General features: G+C 66.7%; 21 protein-coding genes. 10 read left to right on the top strand and 11 right to left on the bottom strand.

Annotated features, from left to right (window positions below; translation table 11 throughout):
* Positions 1-44: 44 nt before the first annotated feature.
* Positions 45-581: a hypothetical protein gene (locus ACZYRS_RS28215; protein ID WP_463421849.1), complete on the top strand. Its 537-nt coding sequence runs from the start codon at positions 45-47 to the stop codon at positions 579-581.
* A 228-nt stretch (positions 582-809) separates the two neighbouring features.
* Positions 810-1,928, top strand: a complete 1,119-nt coding sequence (locus ACZYRS_RS28210; RefSeq protein WP_463421848.1) for a 3-deoxy-7-phosphoheptulonate synthase — start codon at positions 810-812, stop codon at positions 1,926-1,928.
* 23 nt (positions 1,929-1,951) lie between these two features.
* Here ACZYRS_RS28210 and ACZYRS_RS28205 read toward each other — a convergent pair whose 3' ends face one another.
* Complete coding sequence (locus tag ACZYRS_RS28205; protein ID WP_306880376.1) at positions 1,952-2,470, bottom strand: cupin domain-containing protein; 519 nt, start codon at positions 2,468-2,470, stop codon at positions 1,952-1,954.
* Positions 2,467-3,879, bottom strand: a complete 1,413-nt coding sequence (gene mpl, locus ACZYRS_RS28200) for a UDP-N-acetylmuramate:L-alanyl-gamma-D-glutamyl-meso-diaminopimelate ligase (protein ID WP_463421847.1) — start codon at positions 3,877-3,879, stop codon at positions 2,467-2,469. Before mpl ends, ACZYRS_RS28205 begins: the two co-directional genes overlap by 4 nt.
* Positions 3,880-3,990: 111 nt before the next feature.
* On the opposite strand from mpl, the gene ACZYRS_RS28195 reads away from it, so the two are divergent.
* From ACZYRS_RS28195 to ACZYRS_RS28165, 7 genes are all read left to right on the top strand, one after another.
* On the top strand, positions 3,991-4,587 hold the full coding sequence (locus ACZYRS_RS28195) for a hypothetical protein (protein ID WP_463421846.1): 597 nt from the start codon (positions 3,991-3,993) through the stop codon (positions 4,585-4,587).
* Positions 4,588-5,142, top strand: coding sequence for a TlpA family protein disulfide reductase (locus tag ACZYRS_RS28190; RefSeq protein WP_463421845.1), 555 nt, complete (start codon positions 4,588-4,590; stop codon positions 5,140-5,142).
* Between the two features lie 100 nt (positions 5,143-5,242).
* Positions 5,243-5,704 (top strand): acetyl-CoA carboxylase biotin carboxyl carrier protein, encoded by a 462-nt coding sequence (gene accB, locus ACZYRS_RS28185; RefSeq protein ID WP_463421844.1) that lies wholly within the window; start codon positions 5,243-5,245, stop codon positions 5,702-5,704.
* Between the two features lie 2 nt (positions 5,705-5,706).
* Positions 5,707-7,056: an acetyl-CoA carboxylase biotin carboxylase subunit gene (gene accC / locus ACZYRS_RS28180; RefSeq protein WP_013539470.1), complete on the top strand. Its 1,350-nt coding sequence runs from the start codon at positions 5,707-5,709 to the stop codon at positions 7,054-7,056.
* 16 nt (positions 7,057-7,072) lie between these two features.
* Positions 7,073-7,963 carry a 50S ribosomal protein L11 methyltransferase gene (gene prmA, locus ACZYRS_RS28175; RefSeq protein WP_463421843.1) on the top strand — a complete coding sequence of 297 codons (891 nt, stop codon included), beginning with the start codon at positions 7,073-7,075 and terminating at the stop codon, positions 7,961-7,963.
* Between the two features lie 82 nt (positions 7,964-8,045).
* The gene (locus tag ACZYRS_RS28170; protein WP_463421842.1) at positions 8,046-9,437 is read left to right on the top strand and encodes a zinc-ribbon and DUF3426 domain-containing protein; all 1,392 of its coding nucleotides are present in this window, start codon (positions 8,046-8,048) and stop codon (positions 9,435-9,437) included.
* A 63-nt stretch (positions 9,438-9,500) separates the two neighbouring features.
* Positions 9,501-10,403 (top strand): carbohydrate kinase family protein, encoded by a 903-nt coding sequence (locus ACZYRS_RS28165; protein WP_198788003.1) that lies wholly within the window; start codon positions 9,501-9,503, stop codon positions 10,401-10,403.
* An 81-nt stretch (positions 10,404-10,484) separates the two neighbouring features.
* Here ACZYRS_RS28165 and ACZYRS_RS28160 read toward each other — a convergent pair whose 3' ends face one another.
* The 8 genes from ACZYRS_RS28160 to ACZYRS_RS28125 form a co-directional block, all read right to left on the bottom strand.
* Positions 10,485-11,015 (bottom strand): histone H1-like DNA-binding protein, encoded by a 531-nt coding sequence (locus ACZYRS_RS28160; protein ID WP_042578341.1) that lies wholly within the window; start codon positions 11,013-11,015, stop codon positions 10,485-10,487.
* Between the two features lie 196 nt (positions 11,016-11,211).
* Positions 11,212-12,450, bottom strand: a complete 1,239-nt coding sequence (locus ACZYRS_RS28155; RefSeq protein ID WP_463421841.1) for a ribonucleotide-diphosphate reductase subunit beta — start codon at positions 12,448-12,450, stop codon at positions 11,212-11,214.
* A 215-nt stretch (positions 12,451-12,665) separates the two neighbouring features.
* Complete coding sequence (locus ACZYRS_RS28150; protein ID WP_198788001.1) at positions 12,666-15,581, bottom strand: ribonucleoside-diphosphate reductase subunit alpha; 2,916 nt, start codon at positions 15,579-15,581, stop codon at positions 12,666-12,668.
* A gap of 350 nt (positions 15,582-15,931) precedes the next feature.
* Positions 15,932-16,552, bottom strand: coding sequence for a 1,6-anhydro-N-acetylmuramyl-L-alanine amidase AmpD (gene ampD, locus ACZYRS_RS28145; protein ID WP_463421840.1), 621 nt, complete (start codon positions 16,550-16,552; stop codon positions 15,932-15,934).
* Positions 16,539-18,110, bottom strand: coding sequence for a sigma-54-dependent transcriptional regulator (locus ACZYRS_RS28140; RefSeq protein WP_463421839.1), 1,572 nt, complete (start codon positions 18,108-18,110; stop codon positions 16,539-16,541). The genes ampD and ACZYRS_RS28140 overlap by 14 nt, the downstream gene beginning before the upstream one ends.
* 4 nt (positions 18,111-18,114) lie before the next feature.
* Complete coding sequence (locus ACZYRS_RS28135) at positions 18,115-19,812, bottom strand: two-component system sensor histidine kinase NtrB (RefSeq protein WP_463421838.1); 1,698 nt, start codon at positions 19,810-19,812, stop codon at positions 18,115-18,117.
* A gap of 16 nt (positions 19,813-19,828) precedes the next feature.
* Positions 19,829-20,101 (bottom strand): PP0621 family protein, encoded by a 273-nt coding sequence (locus ACZYRS_RS28130; protein WP_013539480.1) that lies wholly within the window; start codon positions 20,099-20,101, stop codon positions 19,829-19,831.
* On the bottom strand, positions 20,098-20,913 hold the full coding sequence (locus ACZYRS_RS28125) for a cytochrome C assembly family protein (protein WP_463421837.1): 816 nt from the start codon (positions 20,911-20,913) through the stop codon (positions 20,098-20,100). The genes ACZYRS_RS28130 and ACZYRS_RS28125 overlap by 4 nt, the downstream gene beginning before the upstream one ends.
* Before the next feature lie 115 nt (positions 20,914-21,028).
* Between ACZYRS_RS28125 and ffh the strand changes: the two genes are divergently transcribed.
* Entirely contained in the window at positions 21,029-22,417 is a 1,389-nt protein-coding gene (ffh, locus tag ACZYRS_RS28120) for a signal recognition particle protein (RefSeq protein ID WP_198787995.1), read from the top strand.
* Positions 22,418-22,646: 229 nt separating this feature from the next.
* Here the strand turns inward: ffh and mdoH are convergent, their stop codons facing one another.
* Positions 22,647-24,671, bottom strand: coding sequence for a glucans biosynthesis glucosyltransferase MdoH (gene mdoH / locus ACZYRS_RS28115; protein WP_463421836.1), 2,025 nt, complete (start codon positions 24,669-24,671; stop codon positions 22,647-22,649).
* Between the last annotated feature and the right edge of the window lie 2 nt (positions 24,672-24,673).

Raw genomic sequence — 24,673 nt, 5'->3', positions numbered from 1 at the left:
TTGTTAAGCTGCGCTCCTTTACAAACCGAAGGAAGGAGCATTCGATGAGGAACAACAGAATCAACACGTCTGCGGCCCTGTGGGCTGCGGCTGCCGTGGTCGTGCTGGCGAGCGCCGGCTGCGCATCGCGCGGCGGCTCGGGCGCCAGCCAGCCTGGAGCGGCACCCGCCGCCGCTCCCGCGGCACCGGCGCGCAGCGGTCCGGGCGCCGGCATGGACGCCCGCGGCAACGTGACCGATTCCTCCAAGGTCGAGGCCGGCAGCGGCCGCACCGTCAAGGGCCTGAACGGCTACGAAGGCGAGATCACCGGCAATCCGGCGCGCAACAGCAAGTTCACCCGCCTGCAGATCGGCATGAGCGCCAAGCAGGTCACCGACATCGCCGGCGCGCCAACCGACCAGGGCGCCTACGTGACGGGCAAGGCCTTCATTCCCTTCTATTTCGGCAGCGACCGCCACCGGTTCGAAATGACCTACAAGGGCCAGGGACGGCTGATTTTCGCGGGCGGCGGCATGGGTGAATACACCAGCGGCAACCTGATCTGGATCATCCACAACGCCAACGAATCGGGCTACCGGTAAACCATCCCCCGGACCCGGCCGCTTGACCGGGTCTTTATTTTCCGTGCTACATTCCGCCCCTATGTCCGCCCTCCGCGCTTACTTTTTTGCCTACTTTTGGTTCCCGGTTTCCGGCGGACGAGAGGCGAGCGCGTAAAGCAAACGAACACCCTCCCAAAACCGCCGGCGCCTCCAGCCCCGGCGGTTTTTTTATGCCCTGACGATTTCACTCCAACAAGGAAGAGCACCATGAGCACGAACACTGCCCCGGCCAGCGACAGCTGGTATGCGAGCGTCGAAAAAACCAGCAAGACCGACGACGAACGCATCAAGGACATCAACGTGCTGCCCCCTCCCGAACATCTGATCCGCTTCTTCCCGATCCGCGGCACGCCGGTCGAAACGCTGATCGAGGGCACCCGCCGCAACATCCACAACATCATGGCCGGCAAGGACGACCGGCTGCTGGTGATCATGGGCCCCTGTTCGATCCACGACCCGGCCGCCGCCGTCGAATACGCCAGGCGCCTGAAGGTCGAGCGCGAAAAATACGCCGGCACGCTCGAGATCGTGATGCGCGTGTACTTCGAGAAGCCGCGTACCACCGTCGGCTGGAAGGGCCTTATCAACGACCCGTACCTGGACGAGAGCTTCCGCATCGACGAGGGCCTGCGCATCGCGCGCCAGCTGCTGATCGACATCAACCGCATCGGCCTGCCGGCGGGCAGCGAGTTCCTGGACGTGATCTCGCCCCAGTACATCGGTGACCTGATCGCCTGGGGTGCCATCGGCGCGCGCACCACCGAAAGCCAGGTGCACCGCGAACTGGCCTCCGGTCTTTCGGCGCCCATCGGCTTCAAGAACGGCACCGACGGCAACATCCGCATCGCGACCGACGCCATCCAGGCGGCCGCGCGCGGTCATCACTTTCTCTCGGTGCACAAGAACGGCCAGGTCGCGATCGTGCAGACCAACGGCAACCGCGACTGCCACGTGATCCTGCGCGGCGGCAAGGCGCCGAACTACGACGCGGCCAGCGTCGAAGCCGCCTGCAAGGACCTGGAAGCCGCCAAGCTGCCGCCCACGCTGATGGTCGACTGCAGCCACGCCAACAGCTCCAAGCAGCACCAGAAGCAGATCGACGTGGCCAAGGACATCGCAGCCCAGATCGCCGGCGGCTCCAACCGCGTGTTCGGCGTGATGGTCGAGAGCCACCTGCAGGCCGGCGCCCAGAAGTTCACGCCGGGCAAGGACCAGCTCTCGGGCCTCGAATACGGCAAGAGCATCACCGATGCCTGCATCGGCTGGGACGATTCGGTACAGGTGCTCGAGACGCTGTCGCAGGCCGTCAAGGCCCGCCGCGGCTGAAGCGAAGGGGAAAGGGCCGGGGGCTAGAGCATCCCGGCCAGGTCGGGCCAGTGGTGCCGCATCGACGCCGCCTCGTCGCTGTCGGGCGGCACCATCGAGAAGTCGGCGAAGTCGAAGCCCGGGCCGACCATGCAGGCGACCAGCGTGTAGTCGCCTGACGAATGGCCCTGGATCGGCCGGGCCGCCTGCCACTGGCCGGCCGGCACCACATGCTGGGGGCGCGTGCCGTGCGCGTCGACCGGGCCCAGTCGCACATGGGCCGGCGCCGTGCGCATCGCGGCATCGCAGGTCCAGAGCGCCAGCGGCACGCCTTCCAGGTGCACCCAGACTTCGTCGGACAGCACCCGGTGCCAGCGCGAATGCTGGCCCGCTTCGAGCAGGAAGTAGATGCTGGTGAGCGCGCTGCGCGCATCCCGGCCATCGGTCGGCAGCACGCTGGCCGTAGAGCGAAACACCTCGCTGTACCAGCCGCCTTCGGGATGCGGCTGCAGCCGCAGGGTTTCGACCAGTTCGCGGGCACGTGTAAGGGGCATGGCGGTCATGATGCGGCTGCCGCGCGGAGCGCCGCAAGCAGTTTGTCGTGCACGCCGCCGAAGCCGCCGTTGCTCATGCAGACGATGTGATCGCCCGGCCGCGCGGCCGCGACGATCTGCGCGACCAGCGGCTCCACGGCCCCTGCGACCTGCGCGCGGTCGCCCATCGGCGCCAGGGCTGCGGCGGCATCCCAGTCGAGCCCGGCCGTGTGGCAGAACGAGAGGTCGGCGGATTCCAGGCTCCACGGCAGCTGCGCGGCCATGACGCCCAGCTTCATCGTGTTGCTGCGCGGCTCGAAGGCCGCGAGGATGCGCTCACTTTGCTTGCCGGCGTCGTCGAGCTTCTTGCGCAGGCCCTCCAGCGTGGTGCGGATGGCGGTGGGGTGGTGCGCGAAGTCGTCGTAGACCGTGATCGCGCCGCCGCTTCGCTCGACCGTGCCGCGCAGTTCCATGCGCCGGCGCACGTTGCGAAAGCTGCCGAGCGCGCGCGCCGCGTCGGCCGGCGAAACGCCCACGTGGTCGGCGGCGGCGATGGCGGCCAGCGCATTCATCTGGTTGTGCAGGCCAGAGAGTTCCCACTCGACCCGGCCGACTTTTTCGCCTCGCCTGAGCACATCGAAGGCGTCGTGCGAGCCCACCGCCAGCCATTCGCTGTCCGGGCCGCCCGCGCCGAATCGCGCAAGCTCGCTCCAGCAACCCTGCGCCAGCACGCGCTGCAGGCTTTCCTCGGTGGCATTTACCACCAGCCGCCCGGTGCCGGGCACGGTGCGCACGAGGTGATGGAACTGGCGCTCGATGTCGGAAAGGTCGTCGAAGATGTCCGCGTGGTCGAACTCGAGGTTGTTGAGCACCGCGGTGCGCGGCCGGTAGTGCACGAACTTGCTGCGCTTGTCGAAGAAGGCGGTGTCGTATTCGTCGGCCTCGATGACGAAGGCGGCGCCGTCGCCCAGCCGGGCCGACACGCCAAAGTCCAGCGGCACGCCACCCACCAGGAAGCCCGGCGCCTTGCCGCCTTGCTCGAGCGCCCAGGCCAGCATCGAGGTGGTGGTCGTCTTGCCGTGCGTGCCGGCCACCGCCAGCACGTGGCGGCCCAGCAGCACGTGCTCGGCCAGCCACTGCGGGCCGCTCGTGTAGGGCTTGCCGGCGTCGAGGATGGCTTCCATCAGCGGGAACTTCGGGCTGCCGTCGGGCAGGCGAGCCCTCGAAACCACGTTGCCCACCACGAACATGTCGGGCGCGAGGGCGAGTTGGTCGGCGCCGAAACCTTCGATGAGATCGATGCCGAGGGCGCGCAACTGGTCGCTCATCGGCGGGTACACGCCGGCATCGCAGCCCGTGACCCGGTGGCCCGCTTCGCGCGCCAGGGCGGCCACGCCACCCATGAACGTGCCGCAGATACCCAGAATATGAATGTGCATCGGGCGATTCTAGGGAGGCGGAATGCGGGGCTCGGCAGGCGAGCCCGGCCTTCGCCCCGAGCTTCGTGTTGATTTCGTGTGCGTGACGCCTACTGCGGGCAAAATGCCCCGATGGACACGTCCAAGCGCGAAATCGCCGCCACCGCAGCCCGCCTTGTCGTCGAGGAAGGGCTGGAATACGGCCCCGCCAAACGCAGGGCCGTGCGTGACCTGGGCCTGTCGGCGCGCACTTCGCTGCCGAACAACGACGAAGTCGAGGCCGAGGTGCGCGACTACATTGCGCTTTTCTGCGCCGACACCCAGCCCCAGGAACTGCGTGCGCTGCGCCTGCTGGCGCTGGAATGGATGGAGCGCATGGCGGCCTTCCGGCCGCACATCGGCGGCGCCGTGTGGCACGGCACGGCCACCCGGCTGTCGGACATTTACATACAGATGTTCTGCGATGATTCCAAGTCCGCCGAGATCGCCCTCATCGACCACCACGTGGACTACGAGCCGCGCATGGTCACCGGCTTTCACGGCGAGCAGGTCGAGGCCTTGAGCGTGCATGCGCCCAGCCGCGCGCTCGGCGAGGAAATCGGCGTGCACCTCTTGGTCTACGACCTGGACGACCTGCGCGGCGCCTTGAAGCCCGATGCCCAGGGTCGTACGCCGCGCGGCGACCTGCCTGCCTTGCGCCGGCTGATTGAAAGAGAAAAGGACAAGTGAATGACTTCTTCGCCGACACGACGCGGCATGCTCTATGGCGGCGTGGCGGCGGTGGCCGCCGCTGCCGGGGTGGGTGGCGCCTGGTGGCGGGAACGCAGCGCCGGCAGCAATGCGGGGGGTGGCGAGCAACTGGACGCGACCTTCTGGGCCCAGAAATTCGAACGGCCGGAGGGTGGTGACCTCGTCCTGTCGAGCCTGCGCGGCAAGCCGCTGCTGCTCAACTTCTGGGCCACCTGGTGCCCACCGTGCGTCGAAGAAATGCCGATGATCGACGCTTTTTTTCGTCAAAACGGCGCCAATGGCTGGCAAGTGGTTGGATTGGCCATCGATCAGCCCAGCGCGGTGCGCAAGTTCCTGCAGCGTACCCCGGTAACCTATCCGACCGGTCTGGCGGGCCTGCAAGGCACGGAACTCGTCAAGAACTTGGGCAATACGGGAGGCGGTCTACCGTTCACATTGGTTGTCAACGGTAACGGTTCGGTTGCAGCTCGTAAAATGGGCAAGCTCGAAACCGCCGATCTGGAGACATGGCGGCGTGAACTTGTTCATGGTTAGAATCGGCCGCCCAAGCTGGCGTTAGCCACCAAACGCTGAAAATCGCCGATTTTCAGCTCAGTTATATCCGAATGACCGGCAAAGCCGGCACTGGAGTCCCATGGATCTGCGCAAACTCAAGACACTGATCGATCTGGTGTCCGAATCGAATATTTCCGAACTGGAAATCACCGAAACCGAAGGCAAGGTTCGCATCGTCAAGGGCGGCGGTGCCGCCCCGGTGCAGTATGTGCAAACACTGGCCGCGCCGCCCGCCGCAGTCCCGGCCGCAGGTGCGCCTGCCGCTACGGCCGCCGCCAGCGCCCCCGCGGTCGAAGCCGCACCGGCCGGCCACGCGGTCAAGTCGCCGATGGTGGGCACGTTCTATCGCTCGTCCAGCCCGGGCGCCGCTGCTTTCGTCGAAATCGGCAGCAAGGTGAACGAAGGCGACACGATCTGCATCATCGAAGCGATGAAGATCCTCAACGAAATCGAAGCCGACAAGTCCGGCACGATCACCCAGATCCTCGGCGAAAACGGGCAGGCGGTCGAATACGGCCAGCCGCTGTTCATCATCGAGTGACCATGTTCAAGAAGATCCTGGTTGCAAACCGGGGGGAGATTGCCCTCCGGATTCAGCGCGCCTGCAGCGAGATGGGCATCAAGGCCGTGATGGTCTATTCCGAAGCCGATCGCGACGCCAAATACGTCAAGCTGGCGCAGGAAGCCGTCTGCATCGGCCCGGCCCCTTCGGCGCTGAGCTATCTCAACATGCCGGCGATCATTTCGGCGGCCGAAGTGACGGACGCCGAAGCCATTCACCCCGGCTACGGTTTCCTGAGCGAAAACGCCAACTTCGCCGAACGCGTGGAGCAGAGCGGTTTCCAGTTCATCGGCCCGACGCCGGACAACATCCGCACGATGGGCGACAAGGTCTCGGCCAAGCAGGCCATGATCAAGGCCGGCGTGCCTTGCGTTCCCGGCTCCGAGGGCGAGCTCTCGGACGACGCCGCCACCAACAAGCGCATCGCCCGTGCGATCGGCTACCCGGTCATCATCAAGGCGGCGGGCGGCGGCGGTGGCCGCGGCATGCGCGTGGTGCACACCGAGGCGGCGCTGGTCAACGCGATCCAGATGACAAAGGCGGAAGCCGGCGCGGCCTTCAGCAATCCGGCCGTGTACATGGAGAAGTTTCTTCAGAACCCGCGCCACATCGAGATCCAGATCCTCGCCGACAAGCACAAGAACGCGGTCTACCTGGGCGAGCGCGACTGCTCCATGCAGCGCCGCCACCAGAAGGTGATCGAGGAATCGCCGGCCCCCGGCATTCCGCGCAAGCTGATCGAGAAGATCGGCGAGCGTTGCGCTGCCGCCTGCAAGAAGATCGGCTACCGCGGCGCCGGCACCTTCGAGTTCCTCTATGAGAACGGCGAGTTCTACTTCATCGAGATGAACACGCGCGTGCAGGTGGAGCACCCGGTGACCGAGTTCACCACCGGCATCGACATCGTGAAGACGCAGATCATGGTGGCCGCCGGCGAGAAGCTGCCGTTCACCCAGCGCCAGATCGAGATGCGCGGCCACGCCATCGAGGTGCGCATCAACGCCGAAGACGCCTGGAAGTTCACGCCATCGCCGGGCCGTATCACCATGTGGCACCCGCCGGGCGGCCCGGGCGTTCGCGTCGATTCGCACGCTTACACCAACTACTTCGTGCCCCCGAACTACGACTCGATGATCGGCAAGATCATCGTGTACGGCGACACGCGCGAGCAGGCCATGGCCCGCATGCGCACGGCGCTGAACGAAACCGTGATCGAAGGCATCCAGACCAACATCCCGCTGCACCGCGAGCTGATGGTCGATGCCAAGTTCATGAGCGGCGGCACGAACATCCATTACCTGGAAGAGTGGCTCGCGGCGCACAAGCGCTGATCCACGAGACGACGCCATGTTCGAACTTCGCCTGATGGCACCGGAAGACCGGGTCGAAATGCTCAGCGACGCGCTCGATGCACTCGACGCGCTGAGCGTTTCGGTCGAGGACGCCGACGCGCAGACCGATGCCGAGCAGGCGCTGTTCGGCGAGCCCGGCATGCCGCCGCCCAAGGAGGGCTGGCAGCGCTCGCGCGTGATCGCGCTGTTCGCCGACGAGGCGCTCGCGAACGAGGCCGCATCGCTGCTCGCGCTGCAGGACTTCTTCGACGGCTGCGCGGTGCTCGGTGTTGCGCCGGTGCCCGAGCAGGACTGGGTGCGCCTCACGCAATCGCAGTTCACGCCGGTCGAGATCACGCCCGAGTTCTGGATCGTGCCGACCTGGCACGAGCCGCCCGCAGGGGCCAAGCAGGTGATCCGGCTGGACCCGGGCCTGGCCTTCGGCACCGGCACCCATCCCACCACCCGCATGTGCCTGCGCTGGATCGCCAGGCAGGGCCAAGGCGCCTTCGGCACGCAGCGCGTGCTCGACTACGGCTGCGGCTCCGGCATCCTGGCGATCGGCGCTGCGAAGTTCGGCGCGCTCGACATCGATGCCGTCGACATCGACGAGGCTGCGGTCTCCTCGACGCTGCTCAATGCCGAGGCCAATGGCGTCAGCCTGAACGCGGGCCTGCCGGACGTGGCCAAGGGCGCCTACGACACCGTGCTCGCCAACATCCTGGCCACGCCGCTCAAGTTGCTTGCACCGCTGCTGCGCAACCACGTGGCGCCGGGCGGATCGCTGGTGATGGCCGGCATCCTCGAGCGCCAGGCCGACGAGCTGAAGGAGGCCTATGCGCCGTATGCGGCCCTCGAAGTCAGCGACAGCGAGGACGGCTGGATCCTGATGACGGCGCGCTGCTGAGCAGCGCGGCCGGGTTGTCGCGCCACCGCGCACCGTTCGCGCCATTCATGCGACGGGGGCCCAACCCTACAATCGCCCGGTCATGAGCCTCGTCACGCGCTGCCCCGCCTGCACCACCACCTTCAAGGTGGTGCGCGACCAGCTTCGCATCTCCGACGGGTGGGTGCGCTGCGGCCGCTGCAGCCACGTGTTCGACGCGACGCTCGACCTGCACGAATCGACCGATGGGGCAGCCGCACCGCCGCCGGCGGCAGGCTATTCGCCCGCGCTGGTCGAACCGTCCTCCGAGCGCCGGGCCGACACGCCGCCTGCGTCATCGCAGCCTTCCCACGCCTCTGAAGATGCGGACTTCTTCGATGACGAGCCCGAAGCGCATGCCCATGCCGAGGTGGCGCATCCGCCGCCAGCGCCGGAAGAGCCCGAGCCCGCTGCGCAAGTCACGGTCGAGCCGCCTGAACCGCAGCCACCCGCTCCATCCCCGCCGGCCCCGGCGCTCGCGCTGCCCGCGCACGGCATCGTCGCGGACGAGCCGTGGTCCGACCTGGATGTCAGCGAGCCCGCATGGCGGCCGCCGGCGAGCTCCCTGCCGCCGTTCCCGAACATCGATCTGAATCTTGCGGCCCCGCCGCCATCGCCGCCTCCGCCGGCCCCTCCGTTGCCGGTGTCTCGCGCCAAGACGCATGGACTGGTCGAGCCGACCCTGGACGAAGACGCCGAGGAAAAAGAAGAAGGCGACGAGAAGGACCACGACCAGGTGCAGATGCAGAAGGCGCTGCGCCGGGCACGCATCAAGTCGGCCAAGATCGCGAGCGCCAACAAGTCGCGCGAAGCCAGGGCCGCCGCCAAGGCCGCGTCGTCGTCGATGGTCCGGGAGGCGAGCGAGCCGGAGAGCGCCGCCTCGCTGCCGCCGATGTTCGCGGAGCGCGAGGAGGAGCACGCCTTCGGCGACGACGAAGAGCACGACGCCCACGCGCCCGGCTTCTGGCAGCGCAAGGGCGTTCGGCGCTTGCTGGTCCTGCTGGCGGTGCTGGCCGCACTTCTGCTTATCGTGCAGATCGTTCGCCATGAGCGCGACGGCATCGTCGCGCGCCAGCCGGGCCTGCGTCCGGCGCTTGCGGCGCTGTGCCAGTACACCGACTGCGAGCTCTCGGCGCTGCGCCAGATCGGCGACATCATGATCGAGGGCGCCGCCTTCGCGCGCGAGAAGAGCGGCGGCAACGACTATCGCCTCAGCTTCACCTTGCGCAACGGCGCGACCGTGCCGCTCGCGATGCCGGCCGTGGAGCTCTCGCTGCTCGACACGCAGGAGCGCGCGGTGGTGCGGCGTGTGCTGACGCCCGCGGACTACGGCGCGCCGTCGGTGCTCGCGGCGCGCGCCGACCGCGCCGCTTCATTGCCGCTGACGCTGTCGCCGAACGAAGCGGCCGCGCTGCCGCCGATCGCGGGCTACCGCGTGGAAGCCTTCTATCCCTAGCCGGGCGCCTGCACGCAAGCGTCCTTCTTCCATTCATCTTCTTTCAACGAAAACGGTCCACCCATGGCAGCAGTGATTTGCGGTTCCCTCGCGTTCGACACCATCATGACTTTCGAGGGACGGTTCGCCGATCAGATCCTTCCGGACCAGCTGCACATCCTGAACGTGTCGTTCCTCGTGCCCGGGCTGCGCCGCGACTTCGGCGGCTGCGCCGGCAACATTGCCTACAGCCTCAACGCGCTGGGCGGCACGGCGCTGCCGATGGCCACGCTCGGCAGCGACGGCGCCGACTACCTGGAACGCATGCGCTCGCTGGGCATCGACACCGAGTTCGTGCGCCAGCTCGACGACACCTTCACCGCGCAGGCGATGATCATGAACGACGTCGACAACAACCAGATCACCGCGTTCCATCCCGGCGCGATGCAGCAGGCGCACATCACCAAGGTGGCCGCGCGGGACGACATCAAGGTCGGCATCATCGCGCCCGATGGCCGCGAGGCGATGCTGCAGCACGCCGAGCAATTCGCCGCCGCCGGCATTCCGTTCGTGTTCGATCCGGGTCAGGGCCTGCCGATGTTCGACGGCGATGCGCTCAAGCACTTCGTCGAGCTCGCGAGCTGGGTCGTGGTCAACGACTACGAAGGAAAGATGCTGTCGCAGCGCACCGGCTGGAGCCTGGCCGAGATCTCCAAGCGCGTGCGCGGCCTGGTGGTCACGCTGGCGGCCGAGGGCTGCGAGGTCTGGACCGATGGCGAGCGCGAGCATGTGCCGGGCGTGACGCCCACCGCCGTGGTCGAGCCCACGGGTTGCGGCGACGCATGGCGCGGCGCGCTGTTGTTCGGTCTGGAAAAGGAATGGCCGCTCGCGCAATGCGCAGCGCTGGGCAATCGCATCGGCGCGCTCAAGATCGCGCAGCGCGGACCGCAGAACTACCAGGTCGACCGCAAGGCGCTGGGCCTCTAAGAAGCCGCTTTTTCGAGCGCCCATAAAAAAACCCGACACCGTGAGGTGCCGGGTTTTTTGCCGTCAAGGGCGCTTTGAAGCTCAGGGCTTGCTGGCCGTGGGAAACGGCCAGGCTGCCTGGGGATTCAGCGTCGTTTGCGCGGCAGGGGCAGGTGCTACAGCAGCCTTGGCGGGTGCCTTGGCAGCCTTCTTCGCAGCAGGCTTCTTGGCAGCAGCGGCAGGCTTGGCAGCGGGCTTTTTCGCGGCTTTCTTGGCCGCAGCCTTTTTCGCAGGAGCCTTCTTGGCGGCGGCCTTCTTTGCAGGGGCCTTCTTGGCAGCTGCCTTCTTGGCAGGAGCCTTCTTCGCCGCAGCCTTCTTCGCAGGCGCCTTCTTGGCAGCGGCCTTCTTCGCCGGAGCCTTCTTCGCAGCAGCCTTCTTGGCCGGTGCTGCCTTCTTCGCTGCTACCTTCTTGGCAGGAGCCTTCTTGGCGGCGACCTTCTTAGCAGCAACCTTCTTGGCCGGAGCCTTCTTCGCTGCTACCTTCTTTGCCGGAGCCTTCTTGGCCGCGACCTTCTTTGCCGGAGCCTTCTTTGCAGCGGCTTTCTTAGCCGGCGCTTTCTTTGCAGTTGCCATTTCTATTTCTCCTTGATCAAGTTGAAAAAATCAACCTATTGAAGCACTCCACGCACGTTGGGAGCGTGAAGCGATTCATGGCGTTGGAATCTGAGCCCCAGCACCATGAACACCTGAGCCCTCGTCCATGCCGCGCTCTTTGGCGCGATCGGTGGCAAAGGCAATTCTTGAATTCATTAATTCTTATCGGAAAGATTCAATCCCAGGAGAGCGCACCACCCGACTGGTACTCGATCACGCGGGTTTCGAAAAAGTTGCGCTCTTTCTTCAGGTCAATCATTTCGCTCATCCAGGGGAACGGGTTTTCTTCGTTCGGGAAGAGCGTTTCGAGGCCGATCTGCTGTGCGCGCCGGTTGGCGATGTACCGCAGGTAGCCCTTGAACATGGAGGCGTTCATGCCGAGCACGCCGCGCGGCATGGTGTCTTCGGCGTATTTGTATTCGAGCTCGACGGCCTTCATGAAGAGGTCCTTGATCTCGGCCTTGAACTCGGGGGTCCAGAGGCCGGGATTCTCGAGCTTGAGCTGGTTGATCAGGTCGATGCCGAAATTGCAGTGCATCGACTCGTCGCGCAGGATGTACTGGTACTGCTCGGCGGCGCCGGTCATCTTGTTCTGGCGGCCGAGCGCAAGGATCTGCGTGAAGCCGACGTAGAAGAAGAGGCCTTCCATCAGGCAGGCGAACACGATGAGCGACTTGAGCAGCGTCTGGTCGGTCTCGTGCGTGCCGGTCTTGAAGTGCGGATCGCTGATGGCCTCGATGAACGGGAGCAGGAACTGGTCCTTCTCGCGGATCGACTGCACTTCGTTGTACGCGTTGAAGATCTCGCTCTCGTCCAGGCCGAGCGACTCGACGATGTACTGGTACGCGTGCGTGTGGATCGCTTCCTCGAACGCCTGGCGCAGCAGGAACTGGCGGCACTCGGGGGCCGTGATGTGGCGGTAGGTGCCCAGCACGATGTTGTTGGCGGCCAGCGAATCGGCGGTCACGAAGAAGCCGAGGTTGCGCTTGACGATGCGGCGTTCGTCTTCGGTCAGGCCATTCGGGTCTTTCCACAACGCGATGTCGCGCGTCATGTTCACTTCCTGCGGCATCCAGTGGTTGGCGCAGGTGGCGAGGTACTTTTCCCAGGCCCACTTGTACTTGAACGGCACCAGCTGGTTGACGTCGGTCTGGCCGTTGATGATGCGCTTGTCGGAGGCCTTGACGCGTTGCGCCACGACGGGAACCGAAGCGGGAGCAACCTGACGCAGCGGTGCGGCGGCGCCGTCATCGAGCGTGCGCGCGGCAGACGATGCGGGTTGTGCAATCGACGAAGTCGGAGCGTCCACCGAACGGCCTGCGGGCAAGCCGCTGGTCGATGCGTTGTGGTGCTGCAATCCTTGTTGCATATCCTTTGGTAAGGAGGGCTTGACTTCTTCGTCCCAGGTCAACATAGAAAAATCCAATGCTCAAATTATCGGAGTAACGATGTGAGTTGCAAAGTGCTCGTTCACATCGCGCTCCATTTATGTGGTTGTTATGTTGCTCGCATGCATCGCGCGATGTCAGTCAATGGCTTCATTGCTTGAACGTCGCACGACTTTCGCATGCACCTCACTGACTCAACTGACTCTGTCTTGTCGCGAGCATCGGCGCGTTGCACCGGTTGTCACTGGCACGCTTCGCAGGTCGGATCGTCCACACCGCAGAACGCGATGTCGGTGGCGGGCATCGCGCTCATCTGTGCCTTCGCTGCAGCAGCGGCGGCTTCGAGTGCGCTCATGCCCGAGGGTGCGTCGTTGCCCGACGACACCGCGTTGAGACGGCCCGATTGCACCGTCGACTTTTCTGCGTGCGTCGCGCTCTGCGTGCGCAGGTAGTAGGTCGTCTTCAAGCCGCGCAGCCATGCGAGCTTGTAGGTGTCGTCCAGCTTCTTGCCCGATGCGCCGGCCATGTAGATGTTGAGCGACTGCGCCTGGTCGATCCACTTCTGGCGACGCGAAGCGGCTTCGACGAGCCACGTGGTTTCCACTTCGAACGCGGTGGCGTAGAGCGCCTTCACGTCCTGCGGCACGCGGTCGATGGGACGCAGCGATCCGTCGAAGTGCTTCAGGTCCATCACCATCACGTCGTCCCACAGGCCCAGGCGCTTCAGGTCACGCACCAGGTAGTGGTTGATCACGGTGAACTCGCCCGACAGGTTCGACTTGACCGAGAGGTTGCCGAAGCACGGCTCGATCGAGGCGTCCACGCCGATGATGTTCGAGATGGTCGCCGTCGGTGCGATGGCCACGCAGTTCGAATTGCGCATGCCGTCGGCTTTGATCTTGGAACGCAGCGCGTCCCAGTCGAGCGTGGCCGAGCGGTCCACTTCGACGTAGCCGCCGCGTGCCTGCTCCAGCAGGTCGAGCGTGTCGATCGGCAAGATGCCCTTGTCCCACAGCGAGCCCTTGTAGCTGGAGTATTTGCCGCGTTCCTTGGCGAGCTCGGTCGATGCCCAGTAGGCGTGGTAGCAGATGGCTTCCATCGACTCGTCGGCGAACTGCACGGCTTCCTGCGAGGCGTAGGGAATGCGCAGTTCGTACAGCGCGTCCTGGAAGCCCATGAGGCCCAGGCCCACCGGACGGTGGCGCAGGTTCGAGTCGCGCGCCTTCTTCACGGCGTAGTAGTTGATGTCGATCACGTTGTCGAGCATGCGCATCGCGGTGGAGATCGTCCGCTTGAGCTTCTCCTGGTCGACCTTGCCATCCTTCAGATGCTGCAGCAGGTTCACCGAACCCAGGTTGCAGACGGCCGTTTCGGTGTCGCTGGTGTTCAGCGTGATCTCGGTGCAGAGGTTCGACGAGTGCACGACGCCGGCGTGCTGCTGCGGCGAGCGCACGTTGCAGGCGTCCTTGAACGTGATCCAGGGATGGCCGGTCTCAAACAGCATCGTGAGCATCTTGCGCCAGAGGTCCGACGCCTGGACGGTGCGGCTGGGCTTGATGTCGCCGCGGGCGGCCTTCTCTTCGTAGGCCACGTAGGCCTTTTCGAAGTCGGCGCCGAACAGGTCGTGCAGGTCAGGCACGTTGGAGGGCGAGAACAGCGTCCAGGTGCCCTTTTCCATCACTCGGCGCATGAAGAGGTCGGGGATCCAGTTGGCCGTGTTCATGTCGTGCGTGCGGCGGCGGTCGTCGCCGGTGTTCTTGCGCAGTTCCAGGAACTCCTCGATGTCCAGGTGCCACGATTCCAGGTACGTGCAGACGGCGCCCTTGCGCTTGCCGCCCTGGTTCACGGCCACGGCCGTGTCGTTCACCACCTTCAGGAACGGCACCACGCCCTGCGATTCGCCGTTCGTGCCCTTGATGTGGCTGCCGAGCGCGCGCACGCGGGTCCAGTCGTTGCCCAGGCCGCCCGCGAACTTGGAGAGCAGCGCGTTTTCCTTGATCGATTCGTAGATGCCGTCCAGGTCGTCGGGCACGGTGGTGAGGTAGCAGCTCGAGAGCTGCGAGCGCAGCGTGCCGGCGTTGAAGAGCGTCGGCGTGCTGGACATGAAATCGAACGACGACAGCACTTCGTAGAACTCGATGGCGCGCGCTTCGCGGTCGATTTCGCCGAGCGACAGGCCCATGGCCACGCGCATGAAGAAAGCCTGCGGCAGTTCGATGCGGGTCTTGCGCACGTGCAGGAAGTAGCGGTCGTACAGCGTCTGCAGGCCCAGGTAGTCGAACTGGTTGTCGCGCTCGGCCTTCAGGGCCGCACCCAGGCGGGGCAGGTCGTACTGCAGCAGCTTCTCGTCGAGCAGGTCGTTCTCCACGCCCTTCTTGATGAACTGCGGGAAGTAGTCGGCGTAGGCGGTGGCGCGGTCCACCGGCATCACTTCGCGGCCGACGATCTCCTTGAAGATCGTGTGCAGCAGGAGGCGCGCGGTGGCGAAGGTGTAGTCGGGGTCTTTCTCGATCAGCGTGCGGGCCGCCAGGATCGAGGCCTTGTACACCTCGTCGAGCGGCACGCCGTCGTAGAGGTTGCGCATCGTCTCGGCGACGATCGGCTGGGCGGTGATGCTGTCGCCCAGGTTCTCGCAGGCCGATTCGATCAGGCCCTTGAGCTGGTTCAGGTCCAGCGCGACGCGTTCGCCGTTGTCCAGCACGTGCAGCGTCGGCGTGGCCGGCGCTTCCTGCTCGACCTGCTTGGAACGCTCCTGCGTGCGGCGTTCGCGGTACAGCACGTAGGCGCGTGCGATCTCATGATGGCCGCCGCGCATCAGGCCGAGCTCGACCTGGTCCTGCACGTCTTCGATGTGGAAGGTGCCGCCGCCCGGACGCGAACGCACCATGGCGCGGATCACGCCTTGCGTGAGCACGTCGACCGTCTCGCGCACGCTGGCCGAAGCCGCGCCCTGGGTGCCGTGCACGGCCAGGAAGGCCTTCATCATCGCGATGGCGATCTTGTTCGGCTCGAAGGGAACGACGGCGCCGTTGCGGCGGATGATCTGGTAGTGCGCAAGGTTCTGGCCGGCGGGGGAGCCGGCCGTGTCTCGCTGCTGTTGGGGTGGCGTGGAGGGAACGGCACGCGGGGTCGATGGGGTGTTCAGGGCAGTTTGCATTCGCTTCCTCTCGGTTGGCAATTCTTGTTGGGTGGCGACGCCTTGGCTGGGCGCCGCGCCGGCGTTGTTGACCGGACGGAGGACACTATATCTAGGGTGCCAGGGGTCTACAAGCCACTACAGGTAGTGTTTTGTGAGTGATTCACCTACTGCGGGTATCTCTCTAGGCATAGGCCATGGCTGGCGATGCCGCGTGAATACTGGCCTATGGTTGCGCAACCCGCATGGGACGTGGCTTGCGAGCTGATTTGAGCCTGCAAGCCGCATGGTTGCTGCGGTTCACATTTGCGTATTCGAAAGCGATGCGGCCGGAGGGCAGGGCATCGCGGGGCGTCACGCGATTGAAAAAATTAGCGCTCCATCACAGATGGGGGAAACATCTGTGATTTCCACCCCAGTTGCGCGTGCAGCAAATGCCAATCGAAGCCCGTGCCGGGGTCCTGTTTTCGGCCCGGCGCGATGTGCTCGTGACCGGCGATGTGGGCGATGGCGTAGTGCTGCGCGATCGCGGGGCAGAGGCTGGCGAGCGTTTCGTACTGCGCGGCTTCGAAGGTCTGGCCTTCGAGGCCTTCGAGTTCGATGCCGATCGAGTCGTCGTTGCAGTTGCCGCGGCCGCGCCATGACGACACGCCCGCATGCCAGGCGCGTTCGTCGCAACTCACGAACTGCCAAAGGTCGCCATTGCGGCGCACGTAGAAATGCGAGGACACCTCGATGCCGCGGATCGACTGGAAGTAGGGATGCGCATCCCAGTCGAGCTGGTTGGTGAAGAGCCGCTGCACCGCATCGCCGCCGTATTCGCCGGGCGGCAGGCTGATCGAATGCAACACGATCAGATCGGTCTGTGCGCCGGCGGGGCGCGGGCCGAAGTTCGGCGAGGGCAGGGCTTTCGCGAAGCGGTACCAGCCGGCCCGCCAGAGCCCGTCGTCGGCGGGCGGCGTGTCGTGCGCGGAGAGTTCAGTCGTCGACATGGCTCGCGGCGCCATCGTCGCCGTTGGGCGTGGTAATGCCCAGCCGCGCGATGCGGTAGCGGATCTGGCGCAGGCTCATGCCCAGGCGCGCGGCGGCCGCAGTGCGGTTGAAGCCGCTCTCGTGCAGCGCGCGCACGAGGATCTCGCGCTCCTGCTGGTCGAGGTAGGCCTGCAGGTCGGAGGGCAGGGGCGGTGGCGCCGACTTGAGTTCGGCCACCGATGCCGGTGCCGGGGCAACGACAACCGGCGCGTCGCCGCGCGGCGCAAGCTGCGAGGGCGTGACCGAAGCCACGTCGGCAGCCGCCATCGTCGTCGCGACATTGCCGCCCATCAGATCGAGGTGCAGTTCGTCGCCGTCGTTGAGCGCGACTGCGCGGTGCAGCAGGTTCTCGAGCTCGCGCACGTTGCCGTCGAGCGGATGGAGCGCAAGGCGGCGCAGCAGCTCGGCCGACAGGTGCGGCACCGGCAGCCCGCCGTCCTGCGCGATGCGCGCGAGCAGCGCGGCGCACAGCGCGGGCAGGTCTTCGCGGCGATCGCGCAGCGCGGGCACTGCGATCTCGATCACGTTGAGGCGGTAGAAAAGGTCTTGCCGGAAGCGGCCGGCCTGCACCTCGGCGTGCAGGTCTTTATGGGTGGCGCTCACGATGCGCACGTCGACCGCTTCTTCCTGCGTCGAGCCGATCGAGCGCACGCTGCGCTCCTGGATCGCGCGCAGGAGCTTCGATTGCATGGCCAGCGGCAGGTCGCCGATTTCGTCGAGGAACAGCGTGCCGCTGCGCGCGGCCTGGAAGTAGCCGTCGCGGTCTTGCGAGGAGCCGGTGTACGAGCCCTTCTTCGCGCCGAAGAATTCGGCTTCGAGCAGGTTCTCGGGAATCGCGCCGCAATTGACCGCGACGAACGGGCCGTCGCTGCGCTGGCTGCAGGCGTGCACCGCGCGCGCAACCAGCTCCTTGCCGGTGCCCGACTCGCCGCGTACCAGCACCGGCGCCATGCCGCGCGCCACCTTGGCGATGCGCGACTTGACCAGGCGCATCGGGTCCGAATCGCCGACCAGGCGATCGAGCGCCGCAACGCCGCTGCTGCCGGTGCCCGATGCGGACTCGGCGCGTTCGCTGGTGCTTGCAGCGGCTGTTGCCTTCTCCGGCTTGACCTGCACGGCGGGCGCCCGCGTGGCCTGCACCGCGGAAGCGACCACGGCGCGAAACTGCTTCAGGTCGACCGGCTTCGTGAGGTAGTCGAACGCACCGGCCTTGAGCGCCTCGACCGCGTTTTCCGCCGAGCCGTAGGCCGTCATTACCACGCAGCGCTCGCTGCGCTGGTTCTTCTGGATGCGGTGGATGATCTCCATGCCCTGTCCGTCGGGCAGCCGCATGTCGGTGATCACCGCGTCGAAGCGCCCGGCCTCCAGGTGCTGCCAGGCCTCGGACACGCTGCCCGCGGCCTCGACGTGATAGCCCTCGCGCAGCAGCGTCAGTTCATACAGCGTGCGCAGGTCGGGCTCGTCGTCGATGACAAGGATCTGCGCAGGACGCGGGGCGGAAGACAGTGGGGTGCTCACGACGCTATTGTGTCAGCCGGTTCTCGCTGGCGGCAAAGCTCACGAAGAATTCATTGCCCTCGGGGCCGCCCGCCGCGAGCGCCCGCCGCTCATAGCCGATGGTGGCGCCATGGCGCCGGCACAGCTCGCGGCACAGGAACAGGCCCAGGCCACTGGAGCGGCTCTCGGACGAGAAGAAGGGCTCGAACAGATGACGCTGGACCGCCGGCTCCAGCGGCGCGCCGTCGCTCCACACCTGCAGGGCCGGGCGGTTGGTGCCCGCGCGCTGCAGCGTGGTGATGACCTGGATCGCGCCCTCGCCCTTGCCCGCATAGCGCGATGCGTTGTCCAGCAGGTTCACCAGGAGGCGGCGCAGGTGCTCGGCGTCGAAGCGCACGTCGATGCCGGGCGCATCGAGCGCGATGAGAACGCCCTTGCGCTGCGTCTGGCGCACCCATTCGTCGGCCAGCACCTGCACCGCGGGGTCGAGCACCACCTGTTCGCCCAGCGAGAGCACGCGTTGCTGGCGCGCGCGCGAAACGTCGAGCACGTCGTCCACGATGCGGGCCAGGCGCTGCGCGTTGTGCTGGACCATGTCGGTGAGCTTGCGGTGCGCGGGGTCGGTCAAGTCTTCGCTGAGCAGCGCGCTGGCCTGCGCGATGGCGGCCAGCGGGTTGCGGATTTCGTGCGCCACGGCGGCGGACATGCGGCCCATCGCGGCCAGCTTCTCGGTGCGGATGCGGGCCTCGAGCTCGCGCAGGTCCTGCAGGAACATCACGCAGAGGCTGTCGGCGCGCTTGTCGCTGGTGGGCGTGAGCCGGGTGCGCACGCGCACTTCGCGCGCGGCGCCGCGGGCCTGCGCGACGGGAATTTCTTCGGACTGCGGCGCGCGGCGTGCGAAGGTCTGGCGCGAGAGCGCGGCCAGCGCATGCCAGGCGGGTTGCGCGTGCAGCGCGAATGGCAGCGAGAGTTTCGCCAGGCCCTGGCCGAGGATCGCGTCGGCCGCCGGATTGGCCGCATGCACCATGCCTTCGGCATCGATCACCAGCACGCCTTCGGCGAGCGTCTCGATCACCAGGTCGTTGACCTCCGCCTGCATCTGCGCGCTGCTGCGGTTGCGCTGCGCCACCGCCTCTTCGCGCGCGAGCCGGCGCGCCAACTCGTGCGCGAGCAGCGCCACCACGAAGAGGCCGGTGCCGGTGAGCGCCGCCTGCACGAAGCGGGCCGACGAATCGCCCGGCTGCTGCAGCCAGTGCCATCCCGCATCGGCCAGCAGCAGCAGCGTGACGGTGGCCGTGGTGCCCAGGCTCACGATCACCGTGCCGAGCACCGCGCTCATGAGCACCGGCAATGCAAACAGCGGCGTGTAGTTGACGTTGCCGCCCTGCAGCACCTGCAGCGCGGTGAAGGTGGCCAGGTCGACGCCGATGGTCACGAGCCACATCGTGGAGAAGCTGCGGATCGGCGGCTCGAAGTGCGCATAGCGCATCTCCAGCCAGGTGGCCACCAGGTAGCTGGCCGAGATGGCGATGGCCGCCGCCTGCATCGTCTGCCCGAGCGCGAAGGCCACGCCCTGCAGCACCACCAGCACCAGCGCGACGAAGCAGCGCGCGGCCATGAAGCCGCGCCACAGGCGCAAGAGCGCGGTGCTCTCGCTGCCGCCTTGCTCGAGCACGTCCCAGTCGGTGACCGGCTCGCCGCGCGACCAGAGGGGGGTGCTCATGGAGCGGAAGGCGTGCTCAGCCGCGCGCCGCGACGGCGGCCTGACGGTGCGCGGTGCTGCAGTAGACCGCGTCGTCGGGCCCGGCGATGGCATCGCTGGCAGGCAGGTGCAGGCCGCAATGGGCGCAGCGCACCATGGCCTGCGGGGCGCCGACGGCGGTCGGCGCGGCCGGCCGTTGTTGCGCCTTGGCCATGCGCTCGCGCTGCGCGTCGCGCATTTCTTCGCGCCGGTTCTTGCGCCAGAGCCAGATGGCGATCCAGAGCACGGCGAGGACGAGGAGGTATTTCATACGGGAGGACGTGCCAGCACCACTTCGAGCACGAAGCGGGAACCCACATAGGCCAGCAGCAACAGGGCGGAGCCGGCGTACAGCACGCGGCGGGCCGTGCGGCCGCGCCAGCCGAAGCGCGCGCGGCCGATCAGGAGGACCGCGAAGGTGACCCAGGCGAGCACGGAGAAAGTCGTCTTGTGGTCCCACTTCCAGGCGCGGCCCGCGGCGCCGTAGAGCTGTTCTGTGAACAGCAGGCCGGCCAGCAGGGTGGCCGACAGCAGCACGAAACCGGCGGTCACGAAGCGGAAGGTCAGGCGCTCCAGCGTGAGCAGCGGCACGCCGCCTTCGGGGGCCGTGCCGGTGGTCAGGCGGATCTGCTTTTCGGCACGCGTGATCAGCCAGGCATGCACCACGGCCGCGCCGAAGAGGCCATAGGAGGCGATCCCCAGCGCGAGATGCAACGGCAGCCACGGCGAGGCGGTGACATGCAGCGGCGTGCCCGGAAACAGGATGGCCAGCAGCACCGCGGCCGCTCCCAGCCAGGCGAGCGCCCGCCGCACCTTCAATTGGGGATACATGCGGCTTTCGATCGCGTAGACCGTGAGCACCAGCCAGGCCGTGACCGAGAGCGCGGGGGCAAAGCCGAAGCGCGGCTCGCTGCCGATCAGTCCATGCGCCAGCACGGTCGCATGCAGAAGCCACGCAATTCCGAGGGCCCACTGGACGGTTTGACGGCTGAGCCGGGCACCCGCAGCAGCGGCAAAACCGTAGGCCGCCGCGGTGGCGATGCCCAGCGCCACGCCGAGTGGGGAGGGGATCGCTAAAATCATCGGCCGGAGTGTACCGGCTGGACCTTGCGTTCCCCGCGCCCGACTTCACGTTCTCCCCTCGTCTTTCAGACTTTCCATCCGGCCCGCCGCAGCGGGCAGCAAGGCATCCCCGCTCATGGCCACCGCCCTTACAGAAAAGTTTTCCCGCCTCGTCAAGACGATGAGCGGCCAGGCCCGCATCACCGAAAGCAACGTGCAGGACATGCTGCGCGAGGTGCGCATGGCGCTGCTGGAGGCCGACGTGGCGCTGCCCGTGGTGCGCGATTTCGTCGCCCGGGTGAAGGAGAAGTCGCTGGGCCAGGAAGTGCTGGGCTCGCTCAAGCCGGGCCAGGCGCTGGTGGGCATCGTGAACCGCGAGCTCGCGGCCACCATGGGCGAGGGCATTTCCGACATCAACCTCGCGGCGCAGCCGCCCGCGGTGATCCTGATGGCGGGCCTGCAGGGCGCGGGCAAGACCACCACCACCGCCAAGCTGGCCAAGCACCTGATCGAGAAGCGCAAGAAGAAGGTGCTCACGGTGTCGGGCGACGTGTACCGCCCGGCCGCCATCGAGCAGCTCAAGACCGTGACCAGGCAGGCCGGCGCCGAGTGGTTCCCGAGCACGCCCGACCAGAAGCCGCTGGACATCGCGCGCGCCGCGCTCGACCACGCCAAGCGCCACTACTTCGACGTGCTGCTGGTCGACACGGCCGGCCGCCTCGCGATCGACGAAGTGCTGATGACCGAAATCAAGCAGCTGCACGCCGCCCTTGATCCGGTCGAGACGCTCTTCGTGGTCGATGCCATGCAGGGCCAGGACGCGATCAACACCGCCCGTGCCTTCAAGGAGGCGCTGCCGCTCACCGGCATCATCCTGACCAAGACCGACGGCGATTCGCGCGGCGGCGCGGCGCTGTCGGTGCGGCAAGTCACGGGCGTGCCGATCAAGTTCGCGGGCACGAGCGAGAAGATCGACGGCCTGGAGGTGTTCGACGCCGAGCGCCATGCGGGCCGCATCCTGGGCATGGGCGACATCGTCGCGCTGGTCGAGCAGGTCACGGCCGGCGTCGACGTGGTGGCGGCGCAGAAGCTCGCGGCCAAGGTCAAGAGCGGCGCGGGCTTCGATTTGAACGACTTCCTCGGCCAGCTGCAGCAGATGAAGCAGATGGGGGGCCTTTCCAGCCTTATGGACAAGCTCCCCACGCAGATGGCCGCCAAGGCGAGCGAAGCCGACATGACGCGCGCCGAGCGCGACATCCGCCGCAAGGAAGGAATCATCCAGAGCATGACGCCGCTGGAGCGCCGCAAGCCCGAGCTACTCAAGGCCACGCGCAAGCGCCGCATCGCGGCCGGCGCGGGCGTGCAGGTTCAGGAAGTGAACCGCCTGCTCAACGAGTTCGAGCAGATGCAGGGGATGATGAAGAAGATGAAGGGCGGCGGCCTCATGAAGATGATGAAGAAGATGGGCGGCATGAAGGGCATGGGCGGCATGGGTGGCCCCGGCGGTCCCAAGCTGCCGTTCTGAGCCGCGCACATCGCTGGACAGCCAGACGCAAATAGACAGAAGCCCGCCGGGGACTGCCCCGGCGGGCTTCTTCGTTTTCAGGCCAGTGCACCTCATGCAGTCTCGCGTGCGCCTCGATGGACTGCGCGCAGCGCCCAGCGATGCAGCATCCGCTCCCTCGATCCATGAAAAAAGCCGGCCCTGAGGCCGGCTTTTCGTGGGTGCTGTGTCTTCAGCGCATCAGGCCATTTCAGGCCGCAGCCAATGCGGGGCGAGCCAGGCGCAGCGCATGCATCCAGGCGCGGCGCAGCACGGCCGGCGAACGCGATTCCTCGGGAATCAGCAAGAAGCCGCGGTCGCGAAGCGTGGTGCCCAGCGCGATCTGGCTGGTCAGCACGGTCAGCGGGATCGCCAGGAGCAGCGGCAGGCCGACAGGCATGAGCCAGATCAGCGCGCTCGGGTCGATCATCGCGACGCCGACGGCCAGCATGCCGATCACCAGCGTCATCGGGGCCAGTTGCGTGGCAGCGATCTTCCAGGGCACGGCGTTGGCTTCACGCGGGGGCGACTTCCAGTCGAGCTTGATGCCGGTGAGGGCGACCAGCACGAACAGCGAGTGGGCCAGCATGCGGACCGGCGCCTGCACGATGGCCAGGGCGCTTTCGAGCACCGAGCTCTTCACCAGGCCCCAGGTGCCGCCGTACTGGCGTTGCTCGCCGCGCATCAGCACGGCAGCGATGCCCAGCACGCGCGGCAGGAACAACAGGCACAGGGTCCAGACCCAGAGGCCGGCCAGTTCGGCGGGCAGCACGCTCCAGCTCGACACGAGGCTCGAGCCGCTCAGCCACAGGGCCGTGCCCAGCGTGAGGAACGCGAGCCACAGCGGCGCGGACACATAGGCCATGGTGCCGGTCACGAACATCGCGCGGTGCACCGGGTGGATGCCGGGCTCGGCCATCAGGCGGGCGTTCTGCAGGTTGCCCTGGCACCAGCGGCGATCGCGCTGCAGCTCGGCCAGGAGGTCCGGCGGTTGCTGCTCGTAGCTGCCGACCAGGTCGGACACCAGCCACACGTTGTAGCCGGCACGGCGCATCAGCGCGGCTTCGACGAAGTCATGCGACATGATGCCGCCCGACATCCCGCCGGTGCCCTTGATGGAGGCCAGCGCGCAATGCTTCATGAAGGGCTCGACGCGGATGATCGCGTTGTGGCCCCAGTAGTGCGATTCGCCCAGCTGCCAGAACTGCATGCCCAGCGTGAACAGGCGACCCGTCACGCGCGAGGCGAACTGCTGTGCGCGGGCGTGCAGCGTGACGTGGCCGATGGCCTGCGTCGCGGTCTGGATGATGCCGGCGGTGGGGTTGGCTTCCATCAGCTTGACCATCGAGGTCAGGCAGTCGCCGCTCATCACGGAGTCGGCGTCGAGCACGACCATGTAGCGGTAGTCCTTGCCCCAGCGGCGGCAGAAGTCGGCCACATTGCCGGCCTTGCGGTGCGTGCGGCGGGTGCGCAGGCGGTAGTACACCTCCACTTGCGGCTGGTTCGGGCTGTCGGCGAGCGCGGCGCGCAGGTCTTCCCAGGCGGCGCGCTCGGCGGCGGCGGTCTCGGGGTTGTAGCTGTCGGACAGCACGAACACGTCGAACTGCCTGGCGTGGCCGGTGGAGGCGACCGATTCGCACGTGGCGCGGAGGCCCGCGAACACCGTGGCAACGTCTTCGTTGCAGATCGGCATGATGATCGCGGTGCGTGCCTCGGGGTTCATCGGGTGGTTGGCGACCTGCTTGGCCGACAGCGCGTGCTTGTCACCGCGCACCGAGACGTAGAAGCCCATGAGGGCGGTCACGAAACCGGTCACGACCCAGCCCGAGAGCAGGCCGTAGAGGCCGATCTGGCCGTATTCGAGCCAGACGTTGTCGTAGTCGGGTTGCACGCCGGCAAAAAGCGTCGAGGCGATCACGGTGCTCAGCACGGTGAGCAGCATGAAGGCGTTGCGGCGGCGGGCCGCGGCGCGCTGCCACGGCTGCTTGACCTGCTGGGCCGATTCGGCGGATTCAGCGCCTTCACCGTCTTCAGCCGCACGGCCTGCGCCGAGCTTGACCAGGAGGGCGGTGCCGATGCTGTTCCAGAAACCGCGCCAGGGGCGGGGCGTCATCGAACCGCGGTTGACGGGCGGTGCGGTGACCGAATTGGGATGGCGTTCTTCGCGGACCGGGCTGCGGTGCGAGAAATCGGCTTCGGTCAGCACGTTCAGTTGGGAGAAGTCAGTGGGCTTCATGT

The sequence above is a fragment of the Variovorax sp. AC194 genome, assembly GCF_979257995.1.
This window is presented reverse-complemented; position numbering and strand designations above follow the sequence as displayed.